The sequence below is a fragment of the Mycolicibacterium pyrenivorans genome, assembly GCF_025821625.1.
Classification (GTDB): domain Bacteria; phylum Actinomycetota; class Actinomycetes; order Mycobacteriales; family Mycobacteriaceae; genus Mycobacterium; species Mycobacterium pyrenivorans.
This window is the reverse complement of the sequence record NZ_JACKSH010000065.1, coordinates 119,703-137,366: the sequence shown is the minus strand read 5'-3', so window position 1 is coordinate 137,366 and position 17,664 is coordinate 119,703. Positions and strand designations below refer to the sequence as shown.

18 protein-coding genes and 2 pseudogenes are annotated in these 17,664 nt (G+C 69.6%); 6 read left to right on the top strand and 14 right to left on the bottom strand.

Features of this window, described 5'->3' with window-relative positions; translation table 11 throughout:
* Positions 1-43 precede the first annotated feature (43 nt).
* The gene (locus H7I57_RS09575; RefSeq protein ID WP_264023196.1) at positions 44-1,399 is read left to right on the top strand and encodes a hypothetical protein; all 1,356 of its coding nucleotides are present in this window, start codon (positions 44-46) and stop codon (positions 1,397-1,399) included.
* Positions 1,400-1,532: 133 nt separating this feature from the next.
* Here the strand turns inward: H7I57_RS09575 and H7I57_RS09570 are convergent, their stop codons facing one another.
* From H7I57_RS09570 to H7I57_RS09560, 3 genes are read right to left on the bottom strand one after another with little or no spacing between them, the layout of a single operon-like run.
* A complete protein-coding gene (locus H7I57_RS09570) occupies positions 1,533-2,162 on the bottom strand; it encodes a methyltransferase domain-containing protein (RefSeq protein ID WP_264023195.1) in 630 nt (209 codons plus the stop codon).
* Positions 2,162-2,827: a TIGR04282 family arsenosugar biosynthesis glycosyltransferase gene (locus H7I57_RS09565; RefSeq protein WP_264023194.1), complete on the bottom strand. Its 666-nt coding sequence runs from the start codon at positions 2,825-2,827 to the stop codon at positions 2,162-2,164. The genes H7I57_RS09570 and H7I57_RS09565 overlap by 1 nt, the downstream gene beginning before the upstream one ends.
* On the bottom strand, positions 2,824-3,480 hold the full coding sequence (locus H7I57_RS09560; protein ID WP_264023193.1) for a glycosyltransferase family 2 protein: 657 nt from the start codon (positions 3,478-3,480) through the stop codon (positions 2,824-2,826). Before H7I57_RS09560 ends, H7I57_RS09565 begins: the two co-directional genes overlap by 4 nt.
* 103 nt (positions 3,481-3,583) lie before the next feature.
* On the opposite strand from H7I57_RS09560, the gene H7I57_RS09555 reads away from it, so the two are divergent.
* Complete coding sequence (locus tag H7I57_RS09555; protein WP_264023192.1) at positions 3,584-4,300, top strand: response regulator transcription factor; 717 nt, start codon at positions 3,584-3,586, stop codon at positions 4,298-4,300.
* Positions 4,287-5,312, top strand: coding sequence for a sensor histidine kinase (locus tag H7I57_RS09550; protein ID WP_264023191.1), 1,026 nt, complete (start codon positions 4,287-4,289; stop codon positions 5,310-5,312). The genes H7I57_RS09555 and H7I57_RS09550 overlap by 14 nt, the downstream gene beginning before the upstream one ends.
* Positions 5,313-5,394: 82 nt before the next feature.
* Here H7I57_RS09550 and H7I57_RS09545 read toward each other — a convergent pair whose 3' ends face one another.
* The 3 genes and pseudogenes from H7I57_RS09545 to H7I57_RS09535 all read right to left on the bottom strand — a co-directional run.
* Entirely contained in the window at positions 5,395-6,522 is a 1,128-nt protein-coding gene (locus H7I57_RS09545) for an NAD(P)H-dependent flavin oxidoreductase (RefSeq protein WP_264023190.1), read from the bottom strand.
* A gap of 14 nt (positions 6,523-6,536) precedes the next feature.
* Positions 6,537-7,352, bottom strand: a complete 816-nt coding sequence (locus H7I57_RS09540) for an alpha/beta hydrolase (protein WP_372510166.1) — start codon at positions 7,350-7,352, stop codon at positions 6,537-6,539.
* Between the two features lie 32 nt (positions 7,353-7,384).
* Positions 7,385-7,531 (bottom strand): annotated as a pseudogene (locus H7I57_RS09535) (NAD-dependent epimerase/dehydratase family protein); the annotation flags it as partial.
* On the opposite strand from H7I57_RS09535, the pseudogene H7I57_RS09530 reads away from it, so the two are divergent.
* Positions 7,525-7,671, top strand: a pseudogene (locus H7I57_RS09530) (NAD-dependent epimerase/dehydratase family protein); the annotation flags it as partial. The pseudogenes H7I57_RS09535 and H7I57_RS09530 overlap by 7 nt on opposite strands.
* Before the next feature lie 137 nt (positions 7,672-7,808).
* Here H7I57_RS09530 and H7I57_RS09525 read toward each other — a convergent pair.
* From H7I57_RS09525 to H7I57_RS09495, 7 genes are all read right to left on the bottom strand, one after another.
* On the bottom strand, positions 7,809-8,807 hold the full coding sequence (locus H7I57_RS09525; protein WP_264023189.1) for an Rv1681 family radical SAM protein: 999 nt from the start codon (positions 8,805-8,807) through the stop codon (positions 7,809-7,811).
* A complete protein-coding gene (locus tag H7I57_RS09520; protein ID WP_264023188.1) occupies positions 8,801-9,622 on the bottom strand; it encodes an Rv1680 family SBP-like protein in 822 nt (273 codons plus the stop codon). Before H7I57_RS09520 ends, H7I57_RS09525 begins: the two co-directional genes overlap by 7 nt.
* Before the next feature lie 14 nt (positions 9,623-9,636).
* Positions 9,637-10,764 carry an Rv1679 family acyl-CoA dehydrogenase gene (gene fadE16, locus H7I57_RS09515; protein WP_264023187.1) on the bottom strand — a complete coding sequence of 376 codons (1,128 nt, stop codon included), beginning with the start codon at positions 10,762-10,764 and terminating at the stop codon, positions 9,637-9,639.
* A 3-nt stretch (positions 10,765-10,767) separates the two neighbouring features.
* Positions 10,768-11,679: an Rv1678 family membrane protein gene (locus H7I57_RS09510; protein WP_264023186.1), complete on the bottom strand. Its 912-nt coding sequence runs from the start codon at positions 11,677-11,679 to the stop codon at positions 10,768-10,770.
* Between the two features lie 142 nt (positions 11,680-11,821).
* Positions 11,822-12,871, bottom strand: coding sequence for an NAD-dependent epimerase/dehydratase family protein (locus H7I57_RS09505; RefSeq protein WP_264023185.1), 1,050 nt, complete (start codon positions 12,869-12,871; stop codon positions 11,822-11,824).
* Positions 12,868-13,644 carry an S-methyl-5'-thioadenosine phosphorylase gene (locus tag H7I57_RS09500; RefSeq protein ID WP_264023184.1) on the bottom strand — a complete coding sequence of 259 codons (777 nt, stop codon included), beginning with the start codon at positions 13,642-13,644 and terminating at the stop codon, positions 12,868-12,870. Before H7I57_RS09500 ends, H7I57_RS09505 begins: the two co-directional genes overlap by 4 nt.
* Positions 13,645-13,748: 104 nt before the next feature.
* Positions 13,749-13,967 carry a hypothetical protein gene (locus H7I57_RS09495; protein WP_264023183.1) on the bottom strand — a complete coding sequence of 73 codons (219 nt, stop codon included), beginning with the start codon at positions 13,965-13,967 and terminating at the stop codon, positions 13,749-13,751.
* A 69-nt stretch (positions 13,968-14,036) separates the two neighbouring features.
* Between H7I57_RS09495 and H7I57_RS09490 the strand changes: the two genes are divergently transcribed.
* Positions 14,037-14,906, top strand: a complete 870-nt coding sequence (locus tag H7I57_RS09490; RefSeq protein WP_264023182.1) for a 1,4-dihydroxy-2-naphthoate polyprenyltransferase — start codon at positions 14,037-14,039, stop codon at positions 14,904-14,906.
* Between the two features lie 74 nt (positions 14,907-14,980).
* Here the strand turns inward: H7I57_RS09490 and H7I57_RS09485 are convergent, their stop codons facing one another.
* Positions 14,981-16,390 (bottom strand): selenium-binding protein SBP56-related protein, encoded by a 1,410-nt coding sequence (locus H7I57_RS09485; protein ID WP_264023181.1) that lies wholly within the window; start codon positions 16,388-16,390, stop codon positions 14,981-14,983.
* A 266-nt stretch (positions 16,391-16,656) separates the two neighbouring features.
* Between H7I57_RS09485 and H7I57_RS09480 the strand changes: the two genes are divergently transcribed.
* Positions 16,657-17,661, top strand: a complete 1,005-nt coding sequence (locus H7I57_RS09480; RefSeq protein ID WP_264023179.1) for an AAA family ATPase — start codon at positions 16,657-16,659, stop codon at positions 17,659-17,661.
* The last annotated feature ends 3 nt before the right edge of the window (positions 17,662-17,664 follow it).

Below are 17,664 nucleotides of genomic sequence, written 5' to 3'. Positions count from 1 at the left end.
GGCGGGCACCGGCTAGCGCTCGGAACCACAATATGCTGGCTGCGTGCCCATCGGTCGCAGAGAGGCGGTCGCGGTCAGCGCCGCCGTGGTCCTCGTCGTCGCCGCATTCGCCGTCCCGCACCTCGATCTCGGCATCGTCACCCCGCTGATCAACGCCGACGAAAAGCGGTTCCGCACCTTCGCAGGCACCGCACCGATCTTCGGCTGGTTCAACGCCCACGTCGGCCCCGGCACCGTCCCGGCGGTCGCGATCGCCGCCGCCGCGGTGCTGTGGGGCCCGTCGGTGGCGCAGCGCCTGCCGTGGCGGTGGCTGCCCTGGACGGTATGGGCCGCCTCGTTCGCGTGGGCGTTCAGCCTGGCCATGATCGACGGCTGGCAGCGCGGCTTCGCCGGCAGGCTCACCGCCCGCCACGAATACCTGCGCCAGGTGCCGACCGTCACCGACATCCCCGAGGCGCTGCGCACCTTCTCCGACAGAATCCTTGACTACCAGCCGGATTCATGGATCACCCACGTGTCCGGGCATCCGCCCGGCGCGCTGCTGACCTTCGTCTGGCTGGATCGCATCGGGCTGAGCGGCGGCGCCTGGGCGGGCCTGCTGTGCGTGCTGGCAGGCTCGAGCGTGGCGGCGGCGATCGTCGTCGCCGTGCGCGCCCTCGCCGACGAGGACACCGCCCGGCTGGCCGCGCCGTTCGCGGCGGTGGCACCGACCGCCGTCTGGATCGCGGTGTCCGCCGACGGCTACTTCGCGGGCGTCGCGGCCTGGGGCATCACCCTGCTGGCGCTGGCGGTCACCGGGTCCACCCGCCGGCCGGTGGTGGCGGCCGCCGGCTCCGGGCTGCTGCTGGGCTGGGGCATCTTCGTCAACTACGGTCTGGCACTGATGGTCCTGCCTGCGCTGGCGGTCCTGCTCAGCGCGAAGACCTGGCGGGCGGCGCTGAGTGCGCTGGCGCCCGCGGTGCTCGCCGCGCTGGGGGTGGCAGCGGTGTTCCTCGCTGCCGGCTTCTGGTGGTTCGACGGATACCTGCTGGTGCAGGAACGGTATTGGCAGGGCATCGCCAAAGACCGCCCGTTCAAGTATTGGGGCTGGGCCAATTTCGCATCGGTGGTGTGCGCCATCGGGCTCGGCAGCGTCGCGGGGATCGGCCGTGCGTTCGACATCACCGCGATCAGGCGGCGCTCCGGGCTGTACCTGCTGGTGCTCGGCGCCCTGCTGGCGATCGTCGTCGCCGACCTATCCCGGCTCAGCAAGGCCGAGACCGAACGCATCTGGCTGCCGTTCACCGTCTGGCTGGTGGCCGCGGCCGCGCTGCTTCCGCGCAGCTCACATCGATGGTGGTTGGCGCTCAACGTCATCGGCGCCCTCGCCGTGAACCACCTGATCCTGACGAACTGGTAGCCGACTGGCCAGCAGGTTGTACAGCGGGACAAAGATCCACACGACGAGGACGGTGGGATTGTCGGGACGCGCACCGGGCGTGCTGTACACCGGAATCGCCAGCAGCACAACGCGGTGCCGTGCAACGAGGTCGTCACGTCGCGGACAGGCTGGCGACCACCCGCCTGCCGATCGGGTGCACTCCGGCCACGGCGAGCCCGACCTGCGCGGCCAGCGCGGGAACGCAGTCGATCCCGACCGAGGCCCACCGGAACCACGGGCCGATCGTCCGCGCCGATTCCAACCGCACCCAGCTGACATCGATTCCCGCTATCGCCGTGTCGAATTCGACCACGCACTGGCCACCGTCGCGCAGCAACTCGGCTGCCCTGCGCAGCACCCGTCGCGGATCCCCACCGACCCCGACGTTGCCGTCGGCCAGCAGCACCGTCTGCCAGCGACCGGTACCAGGGAGGGGCTCGAACATGTCGCGGCGCAGGGCAGGTGCCCCGCTGCTGCGGGCCAGGTTCACGGCTGTGGCGGACAGGTCGACACCGAGCGCCGGGACACCGCGCTGCACCAGATCCGCGACCAGACGCCCAGGGCCGCAACCCAGATCGATCGTCGGCCCCTCACACATGTCGACGACGGCGCGGTCGAAACGGGCGTCGGCACCGCGCCCGCCGAGCCAGCTGCGCACCGGGAGCTTGCGCACCCGTCCGTCGTCGTGGCGGACCCAGCACCGTTCGCCGTCGAGCGCACGGTCGTACAACTGGCCGAACATCAGGACCCCACCGTCGCGGTGAGCCGGCTGAACCGGGAACCCGGCGGGCAGGCACGGCGCACCGTGCCCACATCATCAAGGGTGTCGACATCGGCGAGCTCACACATGAGTTCCACGTCGACACCCGTGTTCCGCAGCGCCGCAAGCGTTACAGCCCCGGTGTCGGGTGCCGACATCGGGACACCGCGCAGGCAGTCGGCGGTTGCGGCGTCGGCGACGCCGAGCACCCACCATCCACCGTCGCACGCCATGCCGAGCACGGCGTCGCTGCCGGCGAGGGACCGCGCGCACCGACCGATCAGTTCAGGGCTCACCTGCGGGGTGTCCATACCGATCTGCAGCACCGGCAAACCGCCGGTTGCGGCCGCGGCGTCCGAGTGGGCGTTGGCCAGCCGCGCGGCGAAGCCCTCGCCCCGCTGCGGCACCACCACGAAATCATCGAGGCGGGAACGTATCTCGTCCGCGCACTTGGCGGCGTCGAGGTCGCCGGTCAACGCGACGACGCGCGCCGCGACCGGGCTGGCGGCGACCGAGTCGAGCGTGTCCAGCAGCGCCGCGGCCGCGATCTCGGCGGCGGTGTCGTCGCCGACCGCTGCGGCCAGGCGCGTCTTGGCCAGGCCGGGTACCGGCGCCTTGGCGACCACCAGCACGCACACGGGTATCACGAGATCACCCGCCAGAAGTCCAGCGCGGCGATGGCGCTGCCCTTGACCGAGCCGCTGACCTTGGACGTGCCTCCGGTGCGGGGCCCGTAAGCCACATCGCGTTCGGTCACCGACCAGCCCGCCTGCGCGGCGCGCACGAGCAGCTCCAGCGGATAGCCCGAGCGCCGATCGGTCACCCCGAGCGACAGCAGCGCATCGCGGCGGGCCACCCGCATCGGCGCGATGTCGTGGACCTGCAGGCCATACCGCGTCCGGAGCCGCCAGCACACCGCCGCGGTGCCCAGCCGGGCATGCCAGGGCCATCTCAGGCCGGGCACCGGACGCCGTCGGCCGATCGCCATATCGGTGCCTCGTTCGACGTCGTCGACCAGCGCGGGCAGCACCCCGGGATCCAGGGAACCGTCGGCGTCGAGCACCGCGACGATGGGCGTCGTCGCCGCCACCACACCGGCGTGCACCGCAGAGCCGTAACCCGGCCTGCTCTCGGCGACCACCTCGGCACCGTGGCGGCGCGCCACCTCCGCGGTGCCGTCGGTGCTGTTGTTGTCGACGACCAGCGCCGTGTATCCGGCGGGCAGAGCCGCCAACACCCCTGGCAGTGAGGCCGCTTCGTCGAGGCAGGGCAAGATCACCGTGACCGGACAGTCGGGCATACCCACTCACGCTAGGCGACCTCACCAGGGCGAACCACCCCCAAGCCTGACAATTCGATGACGTCGGCGCAGGTGGCGACGGTGTGGGGCTAACCTCGGTGTGGTGACCCGAGTCCTCATCGCCGACGACGACGGCGTCGTCCGCGACGTCGTGCGCCGTTACCTGGAACGCGACGGGCTCGAAGTGTCGATCGCGCACGACGGCACCGAGGCGCTTCGGCTGCTCGGTTCCCAGCGCATCGACGTGGCCGTCCTCGACGTGATGATGCCCGGACCGGACGGGTTGTCGTTGTGCCGCAGCCTGCGTCACCGGGGCGACAACGGCGGCTATTCGGTGCCGGTGATCCTGCTGACCGCGCTGGGTGAGGAGGAGGACCGCATCGCCGGGCTCGAGGCGGGCGCCGACGACTACCTGACCAAGCCGTTCAGCCCGCGGGAACTCGCGCTGCGGGTGCGGTCGGTGTTGCGCCGCTCCCCCGCACCCTCGAGCGTGCTGCCGATAGACATCAGGTCCGGCGACCTGACGGTGTCGACCGCGTCGCGCGCGGTGACCATCGGGGACAGGCCGGTCAGCCTCACCAACCGCGAGTTCGACCTGCTGTTGTTCTTCCTCACCCACACCGACACCGTGTTCACCAGGGAGGACCTTCTGAGGCAGGTGTGGCACTGGGATTTCGGCGACCTGTCCACGGTGACTGTCCACGTCAAGCGGTTGCGCTCCAAGCTGGGCGAGCGGCACCGGGTGCAGACCGTGTGGGGTCGCGGCTACATGTGGGCCTCCGACCGGGCGGCGTCGGGGCGGGCGGATGCCGACGGCTGACTTCTGGGAGATCGTCGGCTGGGCGTTGGCCTGCTCGGTGCCGGTCGTCCTGACCGGTGCCCTGATCATCAGGCTCGCCCGGTCCTGGTCACTGGCCGTCAGCATGGTGGCCCTGGTGCTGATCCCCGTGCTGGCCACCTTCACCGGGGTGCTCGGCGCCACCGGCTTCATGATCACCGGCGACTTCGGGCGCACCGCCGTCGTGCTGGTCATCGTCTCGATCGTGACGATCCCCGCGGCGGTGATGCTGGGCCGTTACCAGGCGCGGCGCACCGTGTGGGAAGCCGAGATCCGCGACTCCGAGCGCGTCGCCGAGCAGTCGCGACGGCGCCTGGTCGCGTTCGTCAGCCACGATCTGCGCACCCCGCTGGCGGGTATCCGCGCGGTGTCGGAGGCGATCGCCGACGGCATCGTTCCCGACGACGAGGTGCGGGTGCACGCCAAACACATCGAGAACGAGTCCGTCCGGCTGTCCGAGATGGTCGACGACCTGTTCGAGATGTCGAAGATCAACGCGGGCGCGCTGACCCCGTCGTTCGACAAGGTCGCCCTCGACGAAGTGGTCGACGACGTGCTCGCCGCGCACCGGATCGCCGCCGAACGCGCCGGGGTGCAACTCACGGCCGACCTGCCCGACCAGCCGGTGCGGGTGGTCGGCAGTGACCGCGCGCTGGTGCGGGTGCTGTCGAACCTGGTGGCCAACGCCATCGCGCACACCCCGGAGGGCGGCAGCGTCGAGTTGGCGCTCGGCGCCGACGAGAACAGCGCATGGGCGCGCGTCGACGACACCGGCGTCGGGATCGACGAAGCGGACCTCCCGAGGGTGTTCGATGTGGCCTACCGCGGCTCGAACAACCGTGTGCCACGGGCGGATTCGTCACTGCCCAGCGGATCGGGCCTGGGGCTGGCGATCGCGGCGGGGCTGGTTCAGGCGCATCGCGGCACGCTGTCGGCGCACAACCTGCCGACCGGCGCCCGCTTCGAGGTGCGCCTGCCGCTGGCCACCGACTAGTGGCCTTGGTCGCGAACGTGCATTCCCTGTCGCGATTTCGCTGTGCGAGCTACAAGGAATGCACCTTCGCGGCCGGAGGAGGTCAGCCGGGCAGTGAGTTGTTCAGCCGCTCCGCGGCGGCCAGGTAATCCTCGATGAACTCGCGCACCACCTCGCGTGCGGGCTTCACCTTGTTCATCAGGCCGACGCCCTGCCCGACGAAATAGGTCGCCAGCGCCTGGGCACCCTCATGGCCCTGCGACGCCAGCACGTCGATCCGGCGGATCACCGGTTCGCACAGCATCGACTGCAGCGGCAACGGCAACGGCTGGTGGCCACCGGCGTTGGGCGTCCAGGCGTCCGTCCAGTCCGACACCAGCTGACGCGACGGCTTGCCGGTGCGGCCCGCCGAGCGCACCGTGTCGCGGGAGGTGGCGGCCAGCATCTTCGCGACGGTGTGCGGCGCCGTCTCGGCCTCCTCGGTGGTCAGCCACACCGAACCGGTCCACGCCCCCGCGGCCCCCATCGCGACCATGCCCGCCATCTGCCGACCGGTGACGATCCCGCCCGCGGCCAGCACCGGGGTCGCGGCCCCCATCTCCTCGATGGCCGCCAGCACCTCGGGTACCACCACCAGCGTGCTGACCTCGCCGCAATGCCCGCCGGCCTCGGTGCCCTGGGCGACGATCAGGTCCACCCCGGCGGCGACCTGCTTGACCGCGTGCTCCTTGGCGCCGACCAAGGCAGCCACGCGCACCCCGTGTTCACGCCCGGCCTCCATCATGTAGTCCGGCGGCACCCCCAGCGCGTTGGCGATCAGCTTGACCGGATGCGTGAGCGCGACGTCGAGCAGTTCGTGGCCGGTGTTGCCGGACAGAAGCGCGCTACCCAGCCGGCGCTTCGGCTCGGGTTCGATGCCGTGGGCGGTCAGCAACTCGTCGACGAGGTCGCGGTAGTCCTGCGGAATGCGCTGGGCCAGATCGTCGGTGGAGAGCTTCTCCCCTTTGCCCTCGAACTTGGCCGGGACGATCAGGTCGACGCCGTAGGGCTTGCCGCCGACCGCGTCGTCGATCCAGGACAGCTCCTGATCGAGCTGGGTGGGGGTGTAGGCGGTCGCGCCCAGCACACCGAAGCCGCCGGCGTTGGTGACCGCGGCCACCACATCGCGGCAGTGGCTGAACGCGAAGAGCGGAAAATCGATGCCGAACTGCTCGCAGATGTTGGAAGTCACGTGAGCCAGTATGTTCACCGCTCCGTCGCATTGAGCACCGGGGTGTGCTGCAGGAAACCCTCGACGGCGGTCAACATCCGGGGGCCGTCGAGGAGCGCCCGGTCGTTGTGTCCGGCGCCCGGAATCGATAGGAACCGCTTCGGTTCGGGCGCAGCGTCATAGAGACGACGGGTCAGCGACGGCGGCACGATGTCATCGGTATCCCCGGCGATGACCAGCAATGGTGCGGACAGCGCGCCGATGCGGTCGATCGACGGGTAGCGGTCAAGCAGGAGTCGGCGCACCGGCAGCCACGGGTAGTGCACACCGGCGACGTCGGCCAGTGAGGTGAACGGTGAGCGGAGCACCAGCGCCGCGGGTGGCCGCTCGCCGGCCAGACCCACTGCGACGGCGCCACCCAGGGACTCACCGAAATAGCCGATGCGCTTCGGATCGACCTGTGGCTGTCCGGCCAGCCAGTCGTGAGCGGCGCGAGCATCGGCGGCCAAACCCACTTCGGTGGGTTGCCCGGGATTGCCGCCGTATCCGCGGTAGTCCAGCAGCAGCACGGACAGGCCCATAGCGTGGAGCGCGGCAGCCAGCGGGGCTCGCATCTCGCGGTCCCCGCCGTTACCGCTGAGCACCAGCACGGCCGGTCCCGGACCGCCCGGCAGGAACCAGGCGGCAAGGTCCAAGCCGTCAGCGGTGTGGATGACGACATCGCGGGCCCCGGGAAGCACCGTCGACGCCGGCGGTACCGGCCCCGTCGAGGGGAAGTAGATCAAGCGGCGCTGCTGCGACCACAGCAACGCGAGCAGTCCGGACCCCACCAGCGTGACGATAACGGCGATGATGATCGCCCTGCGAGGCAGACCGTGCTCCACTATGCCCGCAGCGGTGCGGTGGCGCACCCGCGCAACCCGTCGGCCGGGTCGACGGCCGCCCGGAAACCCAGCAGCTGCGCGGCTTTCGCCGGGTCTGCGACGATGTGGCGGACGTCGCCGCTGCGGTACTGACCGGTGACTGCCGGCCGTGATGTTCGCCGCGGGCTGTCAGCGGCTGGTGCTGACCTCCTCGATGGTGGTCTACGGGCGGGGTCGCTACGCCTGCCCCGAGCACGGTCTCGTGAGACCGGCACCGCGGCGGCGCGCCGATCTCGACGCCGGGGTCCGCGGTGCCCAGCTCGTTGTGCGACGCGTAGGCGGGGCTGTCCGCGGCGTTCACGCCCGCACCCACCATGGCCGCACTGCTCGCAGATCTTCATCCAGCCAGTATTACTAGACAGGGTCAAGAATCCGCAGAGGGTCTCAGGCGCACGGAAACAGTTGCGCGGCGCTGGCCTTGCGGGCCCAGAGTTCGGCGAAGGCGCGGGAGATCTCGTCCAGCGCAGGGGCGAGGGGCTCGATCCGGCGGGTGACCAAGGAGCCGTCGTCGGTCGCCGCCACCGGATGCCAGTAAACGCCTTCGGCGGTGACCGTGACCTCGGGCACCAGCGACTCGCGGGTGATCATCACGCCCTCGGATGCCACGCCCTCGTGGGCGACCGGCCGCACCACCTGATCGTCGGGCGCGATACCGAGCTCGTCGAGGAATCGGTGGAAGGCAGCCAGCTCGCCGGGAGCCGGCGCGGCCACCGTGGCGGCCACCCGCACGCGAAAACCCAGGCCGAGCGCCAGCCGGATTCCTGCCACCGCCCTGTCCCAGCTTCCCTGTCCGCGATGCGAGTCGTGCAGCTGCGGCGTCGCGGAATCGAGGCTGATCTGCAGCGCCACATTGTCCCGCGGAATGGCCTCGAGCTCGCGTAACCCCCTGCCCCGGAACACCATTCCGTTGGTCAGCACGGTGGTCGGCAGCAACGCGGCGCAGCTGGCGACGATGGTGCCGATATCGGGCAGCAGGAACGGCTCGCCGCCGGTGAGAAAGATCTCGCGCACCCCCCAGGCCGCCGCCTCGTCGGCCAGCCGGGCGATCCGGTCGGCCCCGAGCTCGCGCCGCGGGGTCTGCGGTGAGGATTCCACGCAGCAGTAGTCACACGCGAGGTTGCAGTGGAAATTGGTGTACATCCACAGCCGAGCGCCCGGCATCCGCTCGGGGCCGAGGACCAGGAGCGGATCAGGCGGACGGCCGCGCCGCACCGTCAGTGTGCCCATCCCCGACCCGTCCAGGTTGGCGTCCACCACGGTGTTACCGCTTCGTGCGCACCACTTTTCGGCGAGCTCTCGTTCCGCGGCGGACGCGACGGTGATCTCGCCGACGGCACCGTCGGCCAGTGTGGCCATCAACCTCATCAGGTCGAGAATCACCACCGAGGGTCGACCCCCTGCTCCTCCACCGCGGCGAACAGTGGCTTGTACCCGTCCAGGTGCGGCCTCACCCAGCGCCGCAATCCTTCGAGTTCGAGGATCCTGCGGTGCTCGGGATTTTCCCAGTCCATCGCCAGCAGCTTGTCGACCCATGGGGTGTAACGCTCGGCCGGAAGGGTGTCGAGCGCGGTGAACATGCAGTGGCAGTACCCGTCGGTCCGCCATACCTCCTCGAGGGTGCCGGGCATCAGCTCGTCACGTCCCATCGCTTCCCAGGTGCTGCTGCCGATCGCGGCGACGTCGGCCTCACCGGCCAACACGGCCTCGATGGCGTCGAACTCGCTGCGGCCGGTGTCGCCGTGTTTACCGATATCGGTGTCGAACCGGATGACCTGCATGTCCGATGCCGGCACACCCGCGCGGAATAGATAGTGCAGGGGCAGGATCGCCGCATGCGCGGAGTCGGCCGAGCCGAGCGCAAGCCGCTTGCCGGCGATCGCCGTCGGGCCGGACAGCCCGCTGCCCGACGGCGCGACGAAGACGGTGGTGAATCCCACGTCGGTGTCGCGCTGTGCCAGGGCGACACAATGGCCGTCCGTCTGCATCACCGTCCGTACGTAGGCCAGGTTGGTGTTCCACGCGACGTCGATGTGCCCGGCGATCAACGAGGTCACCAGCCGCCCGTAGTTCGAGTAGAGGACGAAGTCCATGGCGGTGTCGGGTGCGCCTGGATCGTCGAAGTACTCGCGGATGCCCTCCCAGATCGGGACGACGTTCGGGGTGTAGGCCACGGCGCCGACGATCAGTGGGTTGCTCATCTTGTCCTCCCGCGTCAGAAGAGTGGAAGGCCGGTGGCGACCTTGCCGTAGAAGTCGTAGAGCACGTCGGCGGTCGGCGCCATCACCGCGCCCGCCCTCGCGTCCCGGAAGGCCCGTTCGATGGGCAAGTGCTTGGAGAACGCGGCGCCGCCACACACCCGCATGGCCGATTCGGTGATGGCCAGAGCGGCGTCGTTGGCGGATGCCTTTACCCCGAGAACGAAGTCGAGCGTCTCCTGACCCGGTGCGCTGACGCTGGCGGCGGCGCTGTGCAGATAGGCGCGCTGCGCCGCGAGAGTCGTTCCCATTCTTGCGATCTGCGCGCGAATCGTCGGCAGCGCCGACAGCGCCTCGTCGCGGTGTTCCAGCCGCGCACCGCCGACATGCGAGACGGCGGCGGCGTAGGCGGCGCCGGCGAGTCCCAGCGAGACAGCGGCGTTGCCGAGGTTGAACCACGGCAGCACCGTCTGCATCATCATTCCGAATCCGGCGGCCTGTTCTCCAAGCCGCAAACCGACAGGCAGCGTCGTATCGACCGCCATCGGCGAGGATGCGTTACCGCGCAGGCCCATTCCGGTGAACGGCGCGACGACGGACAGGCCGTCGACGGACTCGGGTACCGCAAACAGGTCGACCTCGCCGGCGACTCCCGAGGTGGATCCTGCGGACACGACGTACACGTCGGCGTAACCCGCCGACGTGACCCAACTCTTGTCGGCCCGCAGCTTCACCGAGTCACCGTCGTCGGACAATGCGCCCGTCGACACCGGCGCCCAGAAGTGCGAACGGGACCCCTTCTCGCTGAACGCCAACGTCCCCAACGCCTCACCAGAGGCCATGCGGGACAACAACTCCGGTGCACCGGGGGGTGGCGCGGCGGCGATGCACACGGCGGCGGCCGTGTGCATGAGATAGATCATCGCCGTGGATCCGCAGGCGGTCGCCAACGCGCCCACCACATCGACGAGCTCCGTCGGGCGGGCGCCCAGTCCGCCGACCTCCTCGGGAAGGACCAGTCCCAGCAACCCGCTGCCGCGCAACGCATCGACCGTTGCCGAGGGAAACGAACCCTCGGCGTCGACGTGATCGGCATTGGCCGCGGCGACCGTGGTGACCTGATTCAACGCGTCGGTCGAATACATGGCTCAAGACGATACGCGAAGAGGGCGCGCGCCGACGGCGATTACCGAAGCGCACACGAAAACCGCTGCAGTACTTGGGTTTCCACCCATCCATACGGCGGTGCGTCCGAGTTGCACGTAGATGGACAACGCCGCGAGCGCAGCGAGGACCGCCGCGATCAGAGCCAGCACCGGGATGCGGGTGATCGCCGCGGCGAGCATCAGACCCGCGACCCCGAGCAGCACCAGTGCGGCGAGCATGTTGTAATCGCCGAGGAACAACTGCAGTGGCGGGTAGCCGACCCCCTGGCCGCGCGGCGCGAGGAACTCCTCACCGAGCGACTTGACTGCGGCGATGATCGCGATGAGCGCGAGGATCACACCCCATCCGCCGAGTAACCGCCTGGCCACCGGCGCCGGGTCTCCGCCGATGCGGGCGGCGCGGACCGCGTCCACCGCGGCGTACTGCGCGCTCGGCGCGAGCAGCAGCACCAGGTGGATGCCGAGCATCATCGCGTACGCCCAGGGCCATTCGTTGGGCGCCTGCGCCACCGACAACCCGATCGCCAACGACTGGCCGATGCCGATCAACGCAGCCAGCCGAACCGCGGTTCCGGTCAGCAGCAACACGGGCAGGAGTGTCTCCACCACCAGGACCAGCCACCCGAACGGCGTGAAGTTCGGCAGCACGAGGTGTTCGACCAGCCAGCTGTACGGGGGGAACACCGGATGGTCGACCGCCAGGTGGGTCCAGAACCAGAGCCCGGTGCGGCGGCTTTCGCCGAAGTCAGGGGGCACCTTCCACCACACGTGGGCCAACCACAACAACCCCGCCACGATCCGCAGCACCGCAAGGCCGATACCGCCGGCCCTGGCCGGTGGGGGTGTCGGTGAGAAGACTAGGTCAAGGGCCCTGCGCGGGCTCGCCGTGGTCATCTTGTCAGTGTCACCTCCGACAGCGGCCGACACGCAGGTTTCGACACTGTGTCTGCGCCGGTTGCACCCACTCAATCGGTTATCGGCGGTCCGCGACTGCAGACTGTCAGCGCGATGACAGTCTGCGATGCGACGCCCGCCCCTAGTGCCGCAATGGTGCGGTGGCGAACTCGCGCAGCCCGTCGGCCGGGTCGACGACCGCCCGGAACCCCAGCACCTGCGCGGCTTTCGCCGGGTCCGCGACGATGTGGCGGACGTCGCCGCTGCGGTACTGACCCGTGACCGCGGGCGCAGCGCTTTTCAGGCCACCGCGGGCTTCGCACAGCGCCGAGGCCACGTCGAGGATCGACACCGGCTTGCCCGAACACACGTTGAAGGCACTGAACGCGTCGAGCCCGCCGGGTTCCGCCTCGATTGCCGCCACGTTCGCCGCGGCGACGTCGTCGACGTGGACGAAGTCGCGCATCTGCCCGCCGTCCTCGTAAACCCTCGGCGCATCCCCGGATTCGAGTGCAGACCGGAAGATCGCGGCGACCCCCGAGTAGGGGGTGTCGCGCGGCATTCCGGGGCCGTAGACGTTGTGGTAACGCAGCGCGGTGACAGTGCCCGCGGCGGCGTCGCTCCACGCCAGCGCGTAGTGCTCCTGGGCGACCTTGCTGGCCGCGTACAGGCTGCGGGGTTTCAGCGGCGCGTCCTCGCCCACCAGCTCCCAGCGGAGCTGCTCGCCACCGACCGGACAGCAGTGGTCGAAGACCCCGGCGTCGAGGTCCGCGCGTTGCCGTGGCGACGGGTCGACCACACCGTGCTCCTCACACCGGTACCGGCCCTGCCCGTAGACGACCATCGAGGACGCCAGCACCAGCCGCTGACATCCCGCGGCGAACATCTCCGCCAGCAGCACCGCGGTGCCCAGATCATTGTGCGACGCGTAGGCCGGGCTGTCGGCGGCGTTCACGCCCGCACCCACCATGGCCGCCTGGTGGCAGACCACGTCGACCCCGTCGAGCACGTCGGCGACCGCCGCGGCATCGCGGATGTCGACCCGGTGCACGTCGGCGGGCAACTCGGCGTCCCCACCGTGGGCGGCAGACAGCATCGTGTCGACAGCGACGACGTCGTGGCCTCCGGCGGCCAACCGCGCGAAGATCCGGGTGCCGATGAACCCCGCCGCGCCGGTCAGCAGCACCCTCATGGCAGTTCGATCGGCAGGGTGACGCCCTCGTGCGGCAGGCAGTGGGTGCACGCGCGCTCGGCGTCGACCTGATCTATCGCCTCGTGCACGAGCTGCTTGAACGCCACCAGGTTGCGCTGGAACTCGGCGAACACGTCCACCGCCCGCACACCCTGGCCGGTCTCGATGCCGGCGTCCAGGTCGGTCACCAATGCGATTGCCGCGTAACACATTTCGAGTTCCCTGGCCAGCACGGTCTCGGGGTAGCCCGTCATGTTGACCAGCCGGAACCCCTGGCCGGCGAACCAGCGGCTCTCCGCGCGCGTCGAGAACCGCGGCCCCTGGATGACCACCATGGTGCCGCCGTCGACGACGCCGGGCAGACCGGTCACCGCGGCACGCAGCGACGGGCAGTACGGGTCGGCGAAGTCCACGTGGATACCGCCGGAATCGAAGTACGTGTCGCGACGGCCGGAGGTGCGGTCCACGATCTGATCGGGCACCACCATGGCACCGGGACCCAGTTGCGGGTCGAGGCTGCCGACCGCGCACGGGCCGAAGACGCGGCGCACCCCGAGCGCGCGCAATGCCCACATGTTGGCGAGATACGGCACCGTGTGGGGCGAGAACTCGTGGTTGGCGCCGTGCCTCGGCAGGAACGCCACCTCGTGATCGCCGACGGTGCCGACGGTGATCGCCGCGCTCGGCGGCCCGTAGGGCGTGTCCAGGTTTATCGCGCGGGCGTCGGGACCGAAGAACGAGTAAAAGCCGCTACCGCCGATGACTCCCAACATCCGACCATTGTTAATCATCGCGCCGCCACCCCGGACATGACGTTGCGGTGACGTGGAGTCGGGCCGCCCGTGGTCAGCGGCGCGAGCCGTGACCGGCGGGTCCGCTACCGGTCGTCGGGCTGGTCGTCGAGGTGCTGCGACGCCCGTCGTGCCCCGTCGCGAATCTCGAACAAATCGGTGGCGAGCCCGCCGATGGCGTTGGCGACGTCCCTGACCGCGGTGGTGATGATCGAGGTCACCTCGCCGACGGTCGATGCGCCGGCCCCGACGATCTCCTGGACGGTGTCCTTGCGGATCTCGGCCTTGCTGAGTCGGTCGTCCATGGGCTCAGTCTGCCACGGTGGGCGTCGCCGGTCGCGAGGAGGAAAACCGCCACCTGCAAGACTGACGCCGTGGCCAGTTTCGCCCAGTGGGTCGAGGGTGCGCGTCCCCGGACGCTGCCGAATGCCGTCGCGCCGGTGATCGCGGGGACCGGCGCCGCGGCCTGGCTGGACGCCGCGTCGTGGTGGAAAGCGCTGCTCGCGCTGCTCGTCGCGGTGGCGATGATCATCGGGGTGAACTACGCCAACGACTACTCCGACGGCATCCGCGGCACCGACGACGTGCGGGCCGGGCCACTGCGACTGGTCGGCTCGAAGCTGGCGGCGCCGCGGTCGGTGCTCACCGCCGCGGTGGCGAGCCTTGCCGTCGCGGCGGTGGCCGGCCTGGCGCTGGCGTGGTTCAGCGCGCCGTGGCTGATCGTGGTCGGGGCGGTCTGTATCGCCGGGGCATGGCTGTACACCGGCGGCTCCAAGCCGTACGGGTACCAGGGCCTCGGCGAGGTCGCCGTGTTCGTGTTCTTCGGTCTGGTCGCGGTGCTGGGCACCCAGTACACGCAGGCGCTGCGCATCGACTGGGTCGGCGGTGCACTCGCCGTCGCGACCGGGTGTCTGTCGTCGGCTGTGCTGGTGGCCAACAACCTGCGCGACATCCCCACCGACGCCCGGTCCGGCAAGATCACGCTGGCCGTTCGGCTGGGTGACGCCAGGACCCGGCTGCTGTTCCAGGCGCTGCTGGCGGTGGCGTTCGCGCTGACGCTGGTGCTGATGCTCGCGACGCCGTGGGCAGCGGTCGGTCTGGTGGCGCTGCCCCTGGCGGTCCGGGCCGCCAAGCCGGTCCGCGGCGGGCTGGGCGGCAAGGACCTGATCCCGGTGCTGCGCGACACGGGGCTGACGATGCTGGTGTGGGCGATCGCGGTGGCCGCCGCGTTGATGTTCGGCTGACCTGGGACGAGGGAGGGGCAGGGGCATCCTCAGGGCCCAATGGCGAGGTCGCTCATTCGGCGGTGCGGTGAGAATCAGCTGTAGCAGTAGGAGTCCGACGAAGCGTCGCCACCCTGGAGCCGGATCTGGTGCACCCGCAGGCCGCGGAACTCCTCGCCGTGCGGAAAGAAGTGCTCGTCGATGCTCAGCCCGCCGTCGGGATCCGCGTCGAGCTTGGCCATCCACGCGCCGACGCCGTCTGGGTAGAACTGGTCGTCCCATGCCCCGTACAGCGAGTTGGTGAAGTACACCCGCTTCCCGTCGCGGCTGACTTCGACCATCTGCGGCCCGCCTGCCAGCGGCATATCGGGCATCGCCGGATGCGGCGCGCGGTCAACGATGCCGCCGAGGCGCACCGATCCGACCTGCTTCGGGTTCGCCGGATCCGACACATCGAACTGCTTCATTTCGCCTGTACCCCAGCACGACACGTACAAGAACCGGTCGTCGACCGACAGGTCGATGTCACTAATGAGCGGCGGCACCGCGGAGAACGGCTTGAGTGCGGGCGGCAGGAGATCGGGGTCGGCGGGCTCCGCGGGAATGGTGATGACCTTCTCCACCTTCCACTCGTCCTCCTCGCGCCACCAGCGCCAGACCGAGCCGGACAGATCCTCGGTGGAGATCACCACGCCGACGAAGCCCCAGGTCGCCTCGGGGTCGTGGGACGGGCGCACCTCCAATGCCATCTGGTGCTGGGCGCCCAGGTCGACCCGCTGCATGTGCTCGCCCTTGGCAAGGTTCCAGAAGTGGATGGCGTGGCCGTACTTCTGGCCCAGCAACAATTCCGGCACGATGCCGTTCTCGATCATCGAGGGGCTGCCCCACTCGCTGGAGATGAGCGCGTTCTGATTGAGGTGCCACCAGGCGTCGTAGTGGAAGTGCTGCGGTCCCCGGTCGGTCTCCCAAGCCCGCAAGACGTCGAACGTCGCGTGGTCGAGCAGGGCGATCCCGCCGGGTCCGTCGTCGTTGCCCTCAGGTCCTCCCAGGCAGGTGAGGAATACGCCGTCGGGTCCGCAGTGCAGGGTGTGCGGACGCGAGTAACCGGCGTTCTCGGACAGGCTCTTGGCGTCGATCGTCTTGATCAGCGTCGGGTTGCGCGGGTCGGGCTGAGTGTCGAAGACGTGGATGTTGGACGACCGCAGTCCCGGAACCAGTAGGTAGCGGCGCTGGAGGCCGTCCATGTCGTGGCCCTCGTGCTTGAGCGCGCTGCTGCAGGCGTTCCAGCCGAAGTGATGAAGCTCGTCGCCGCGGCCGGGAACGTCGGTCCAGCCGACCACCCGTCCATAGCTGTCAGACGCCGGATTCACATCGACGACGGTCATCGCGTCGTGTTTCTGTGCGGCGCGGTCAAAGGCCACTACGTACGCGAGCTGCTCGCCGGGAGCGGCCGCCGCCTCTGCAGCGGTCCGGTAGAACGTCGGATCGATCGACGGATGAGCCATGTGAGGACCTCCCAAGTGGGGCCGCTAATGCTCCAAGACAAGCCGCACGCAACTGCATCCGGTTGCCGTGAAAATCGTAGTAGCAGGTCGCACGTCCCGTCCACGATTCGCCAATCCAGCGGCCGGGGCAAGGTCGTCACCCGGATCGTCCGACATCGGTGTCGAGCCAAGATCAACAACAACCACACATCTGGAAAACCACGCCACCCGTTCAGCCCTCGCTGAGCATCGGTTTGCGTGCGCGATCCGGGGGTACACCGCGCTGGATGACAGCAGCCCCGGTACCTCGAGATCTCGACGACGATGCCCGTGCGGCACAGCGCATCGTCGCCGCGCTCTCCCAGGCGTTCTCGGCCAAGGTGGTCGGCCAGGAACACCTGCGGGAGTCGCTGCTGATCGGGCTGCTGACCGGTGGGCACATCCTGGTGGAGAGCGTTCCCGGGCTGGCCAAGACCACCGCCGCGCGCGTCATCGCCGAATCCATCCACGGGGAGTTCCGGCGTATCCAGTGCACCCCGGACCTGCTGCCCAGCGACATCATCGGCACCCAGATCTACGACGCGGCCACCACCTCGTTCGTCACCCAGCTCGGACCCGTGCACGCCAACGTCGTCCTGCTCGACGAGATCAACCGCTCCAGCGCCAAGACCCAGAGCGCGATGCTCGAGGCGATGGAGGAACGCCAGACCACCATCGCGGGCACGGTGTACCCGATCCCGGAGCCGTTCCTGGTGATCGCCACGCAGAACCCCGTCGACCAGGAAGGCACCTACGCGCTGTCGGAGGCCCAGACCGACCGGTTCCTGCTCAAGGAGATCGTGCGTTACCCCTCCCCCGAGGAGGAGGTCGAGGTCCTCAGCCGGCGCGACGCCGGGCTCTACGACCGCGACCACCGCACCAGGCCGGTGGCCACCCTCGAGGACATCCGCCACCTCCAGCGGGTCGCCCGCGACGTGCACATGAGCCGCGACCTGATGCTGTACGCCAGCCGCCTCGTCGGAGTGACCCGTGATGCGGCCAACTACCTGCCCAGCAACCTGGCCAGGCTGATCGAATACGGGGCCAGCCCACGCGCCACCATCGCGTTGTGCACATCGGCCCGCGCGCTGGCGCTGCTGTCCGGCCGAAACCACGTCATCCCCGGCGACATCGCCGACCTCGCACACCGCGTGCTGCAGCACCGGCTGATCCTGGGTTTCGAGGCGGCCAGCGCGGGCGTCACGCCCGACGTGGTGATCGACGCCGCGCTGCAGTCGGTACGGGTGCCCTGAGCG

Bases quoted from the DNA above. Each gene is read 5' to 3' on its own strand.
- H7I57_RS09570 (WP_264023195.1), bottom strand. From the start codon at position 2,162: ATGTTCGGCCAGTTGTACGACCGTGCGCTCGACGGCGAACGGTGCTGG.
- H7I57_RS09560 (WP_264023193.1), bottom strand. From the start codon at position 3,480: ATGCCCGACTGTCCGGTCACGGTGATCTTGCCCTGCCTCGACGAAGCG.
- H7I57_RS09480 (WP_264023179.1), top strand. From the start codon at position 16,657: ATGACAGCAGCCCCGGTACCTCGAGATCTCGACGACGATGCCCGTGCG.
- H7I57_RS09495 (WP_264023183.1), bottom strand. From the start codon at position 13,967: ATGGACGACCGACTCAGCAAGGCCGAGATCCGCAAGGACACCGTCCAG.
- H7I57_RS09510 (WP_264023186.1), bottom strand. From the start codon at position 11,679: ATGACCACGGCGAGCCCGCGCAGGGCCCTTGACCTAGTCTTCTCACCG.
- H7I57_RS09485 (WP_264023181.1), bottom strand. From the start codon at position 16,390: ATGGCTCATCCGTCGATCGATCCGACGTTCTACCGGACCGCTGCAGAG.
- H7I57_RS09505 (WP_264023185.1), bottom strand. From the start codon at position 12,871: ATGAGGGTGCTGCTGACCGGCGCGGCGGGGTTCATCGGCACCCGGATC.
- H7I57_RS09500 (WP_264023184.1), bottom strand. From the start codon at position 13,644: ATGTTGGGAGTCATCGGCGGTAGCGGCTTTTACTCGTTCTTCGGTCCC.
- fadE16 (WP_264023187.1), bottom strand. From the start codon at position 10,764: ATGTATTCGACCGACGCGTTGAATCAGGTCACCACGGTCGCCGCGGCC.
- H7I57_RS09520 (WP_264023188.1), bottom strand. From the start codon at position 9,622: ATGAGCAACCCACTGATCGTCGGCGCCGTGGCCTACACCCCGAACGTC.
- H7I57_RS09550 (WP_264023191.1), top strand. From the start codon at position 4,287: ATGCCGACGGCTGACTTCTGGGAGATCGTCGGCTGGGCGTTGGCCTGC.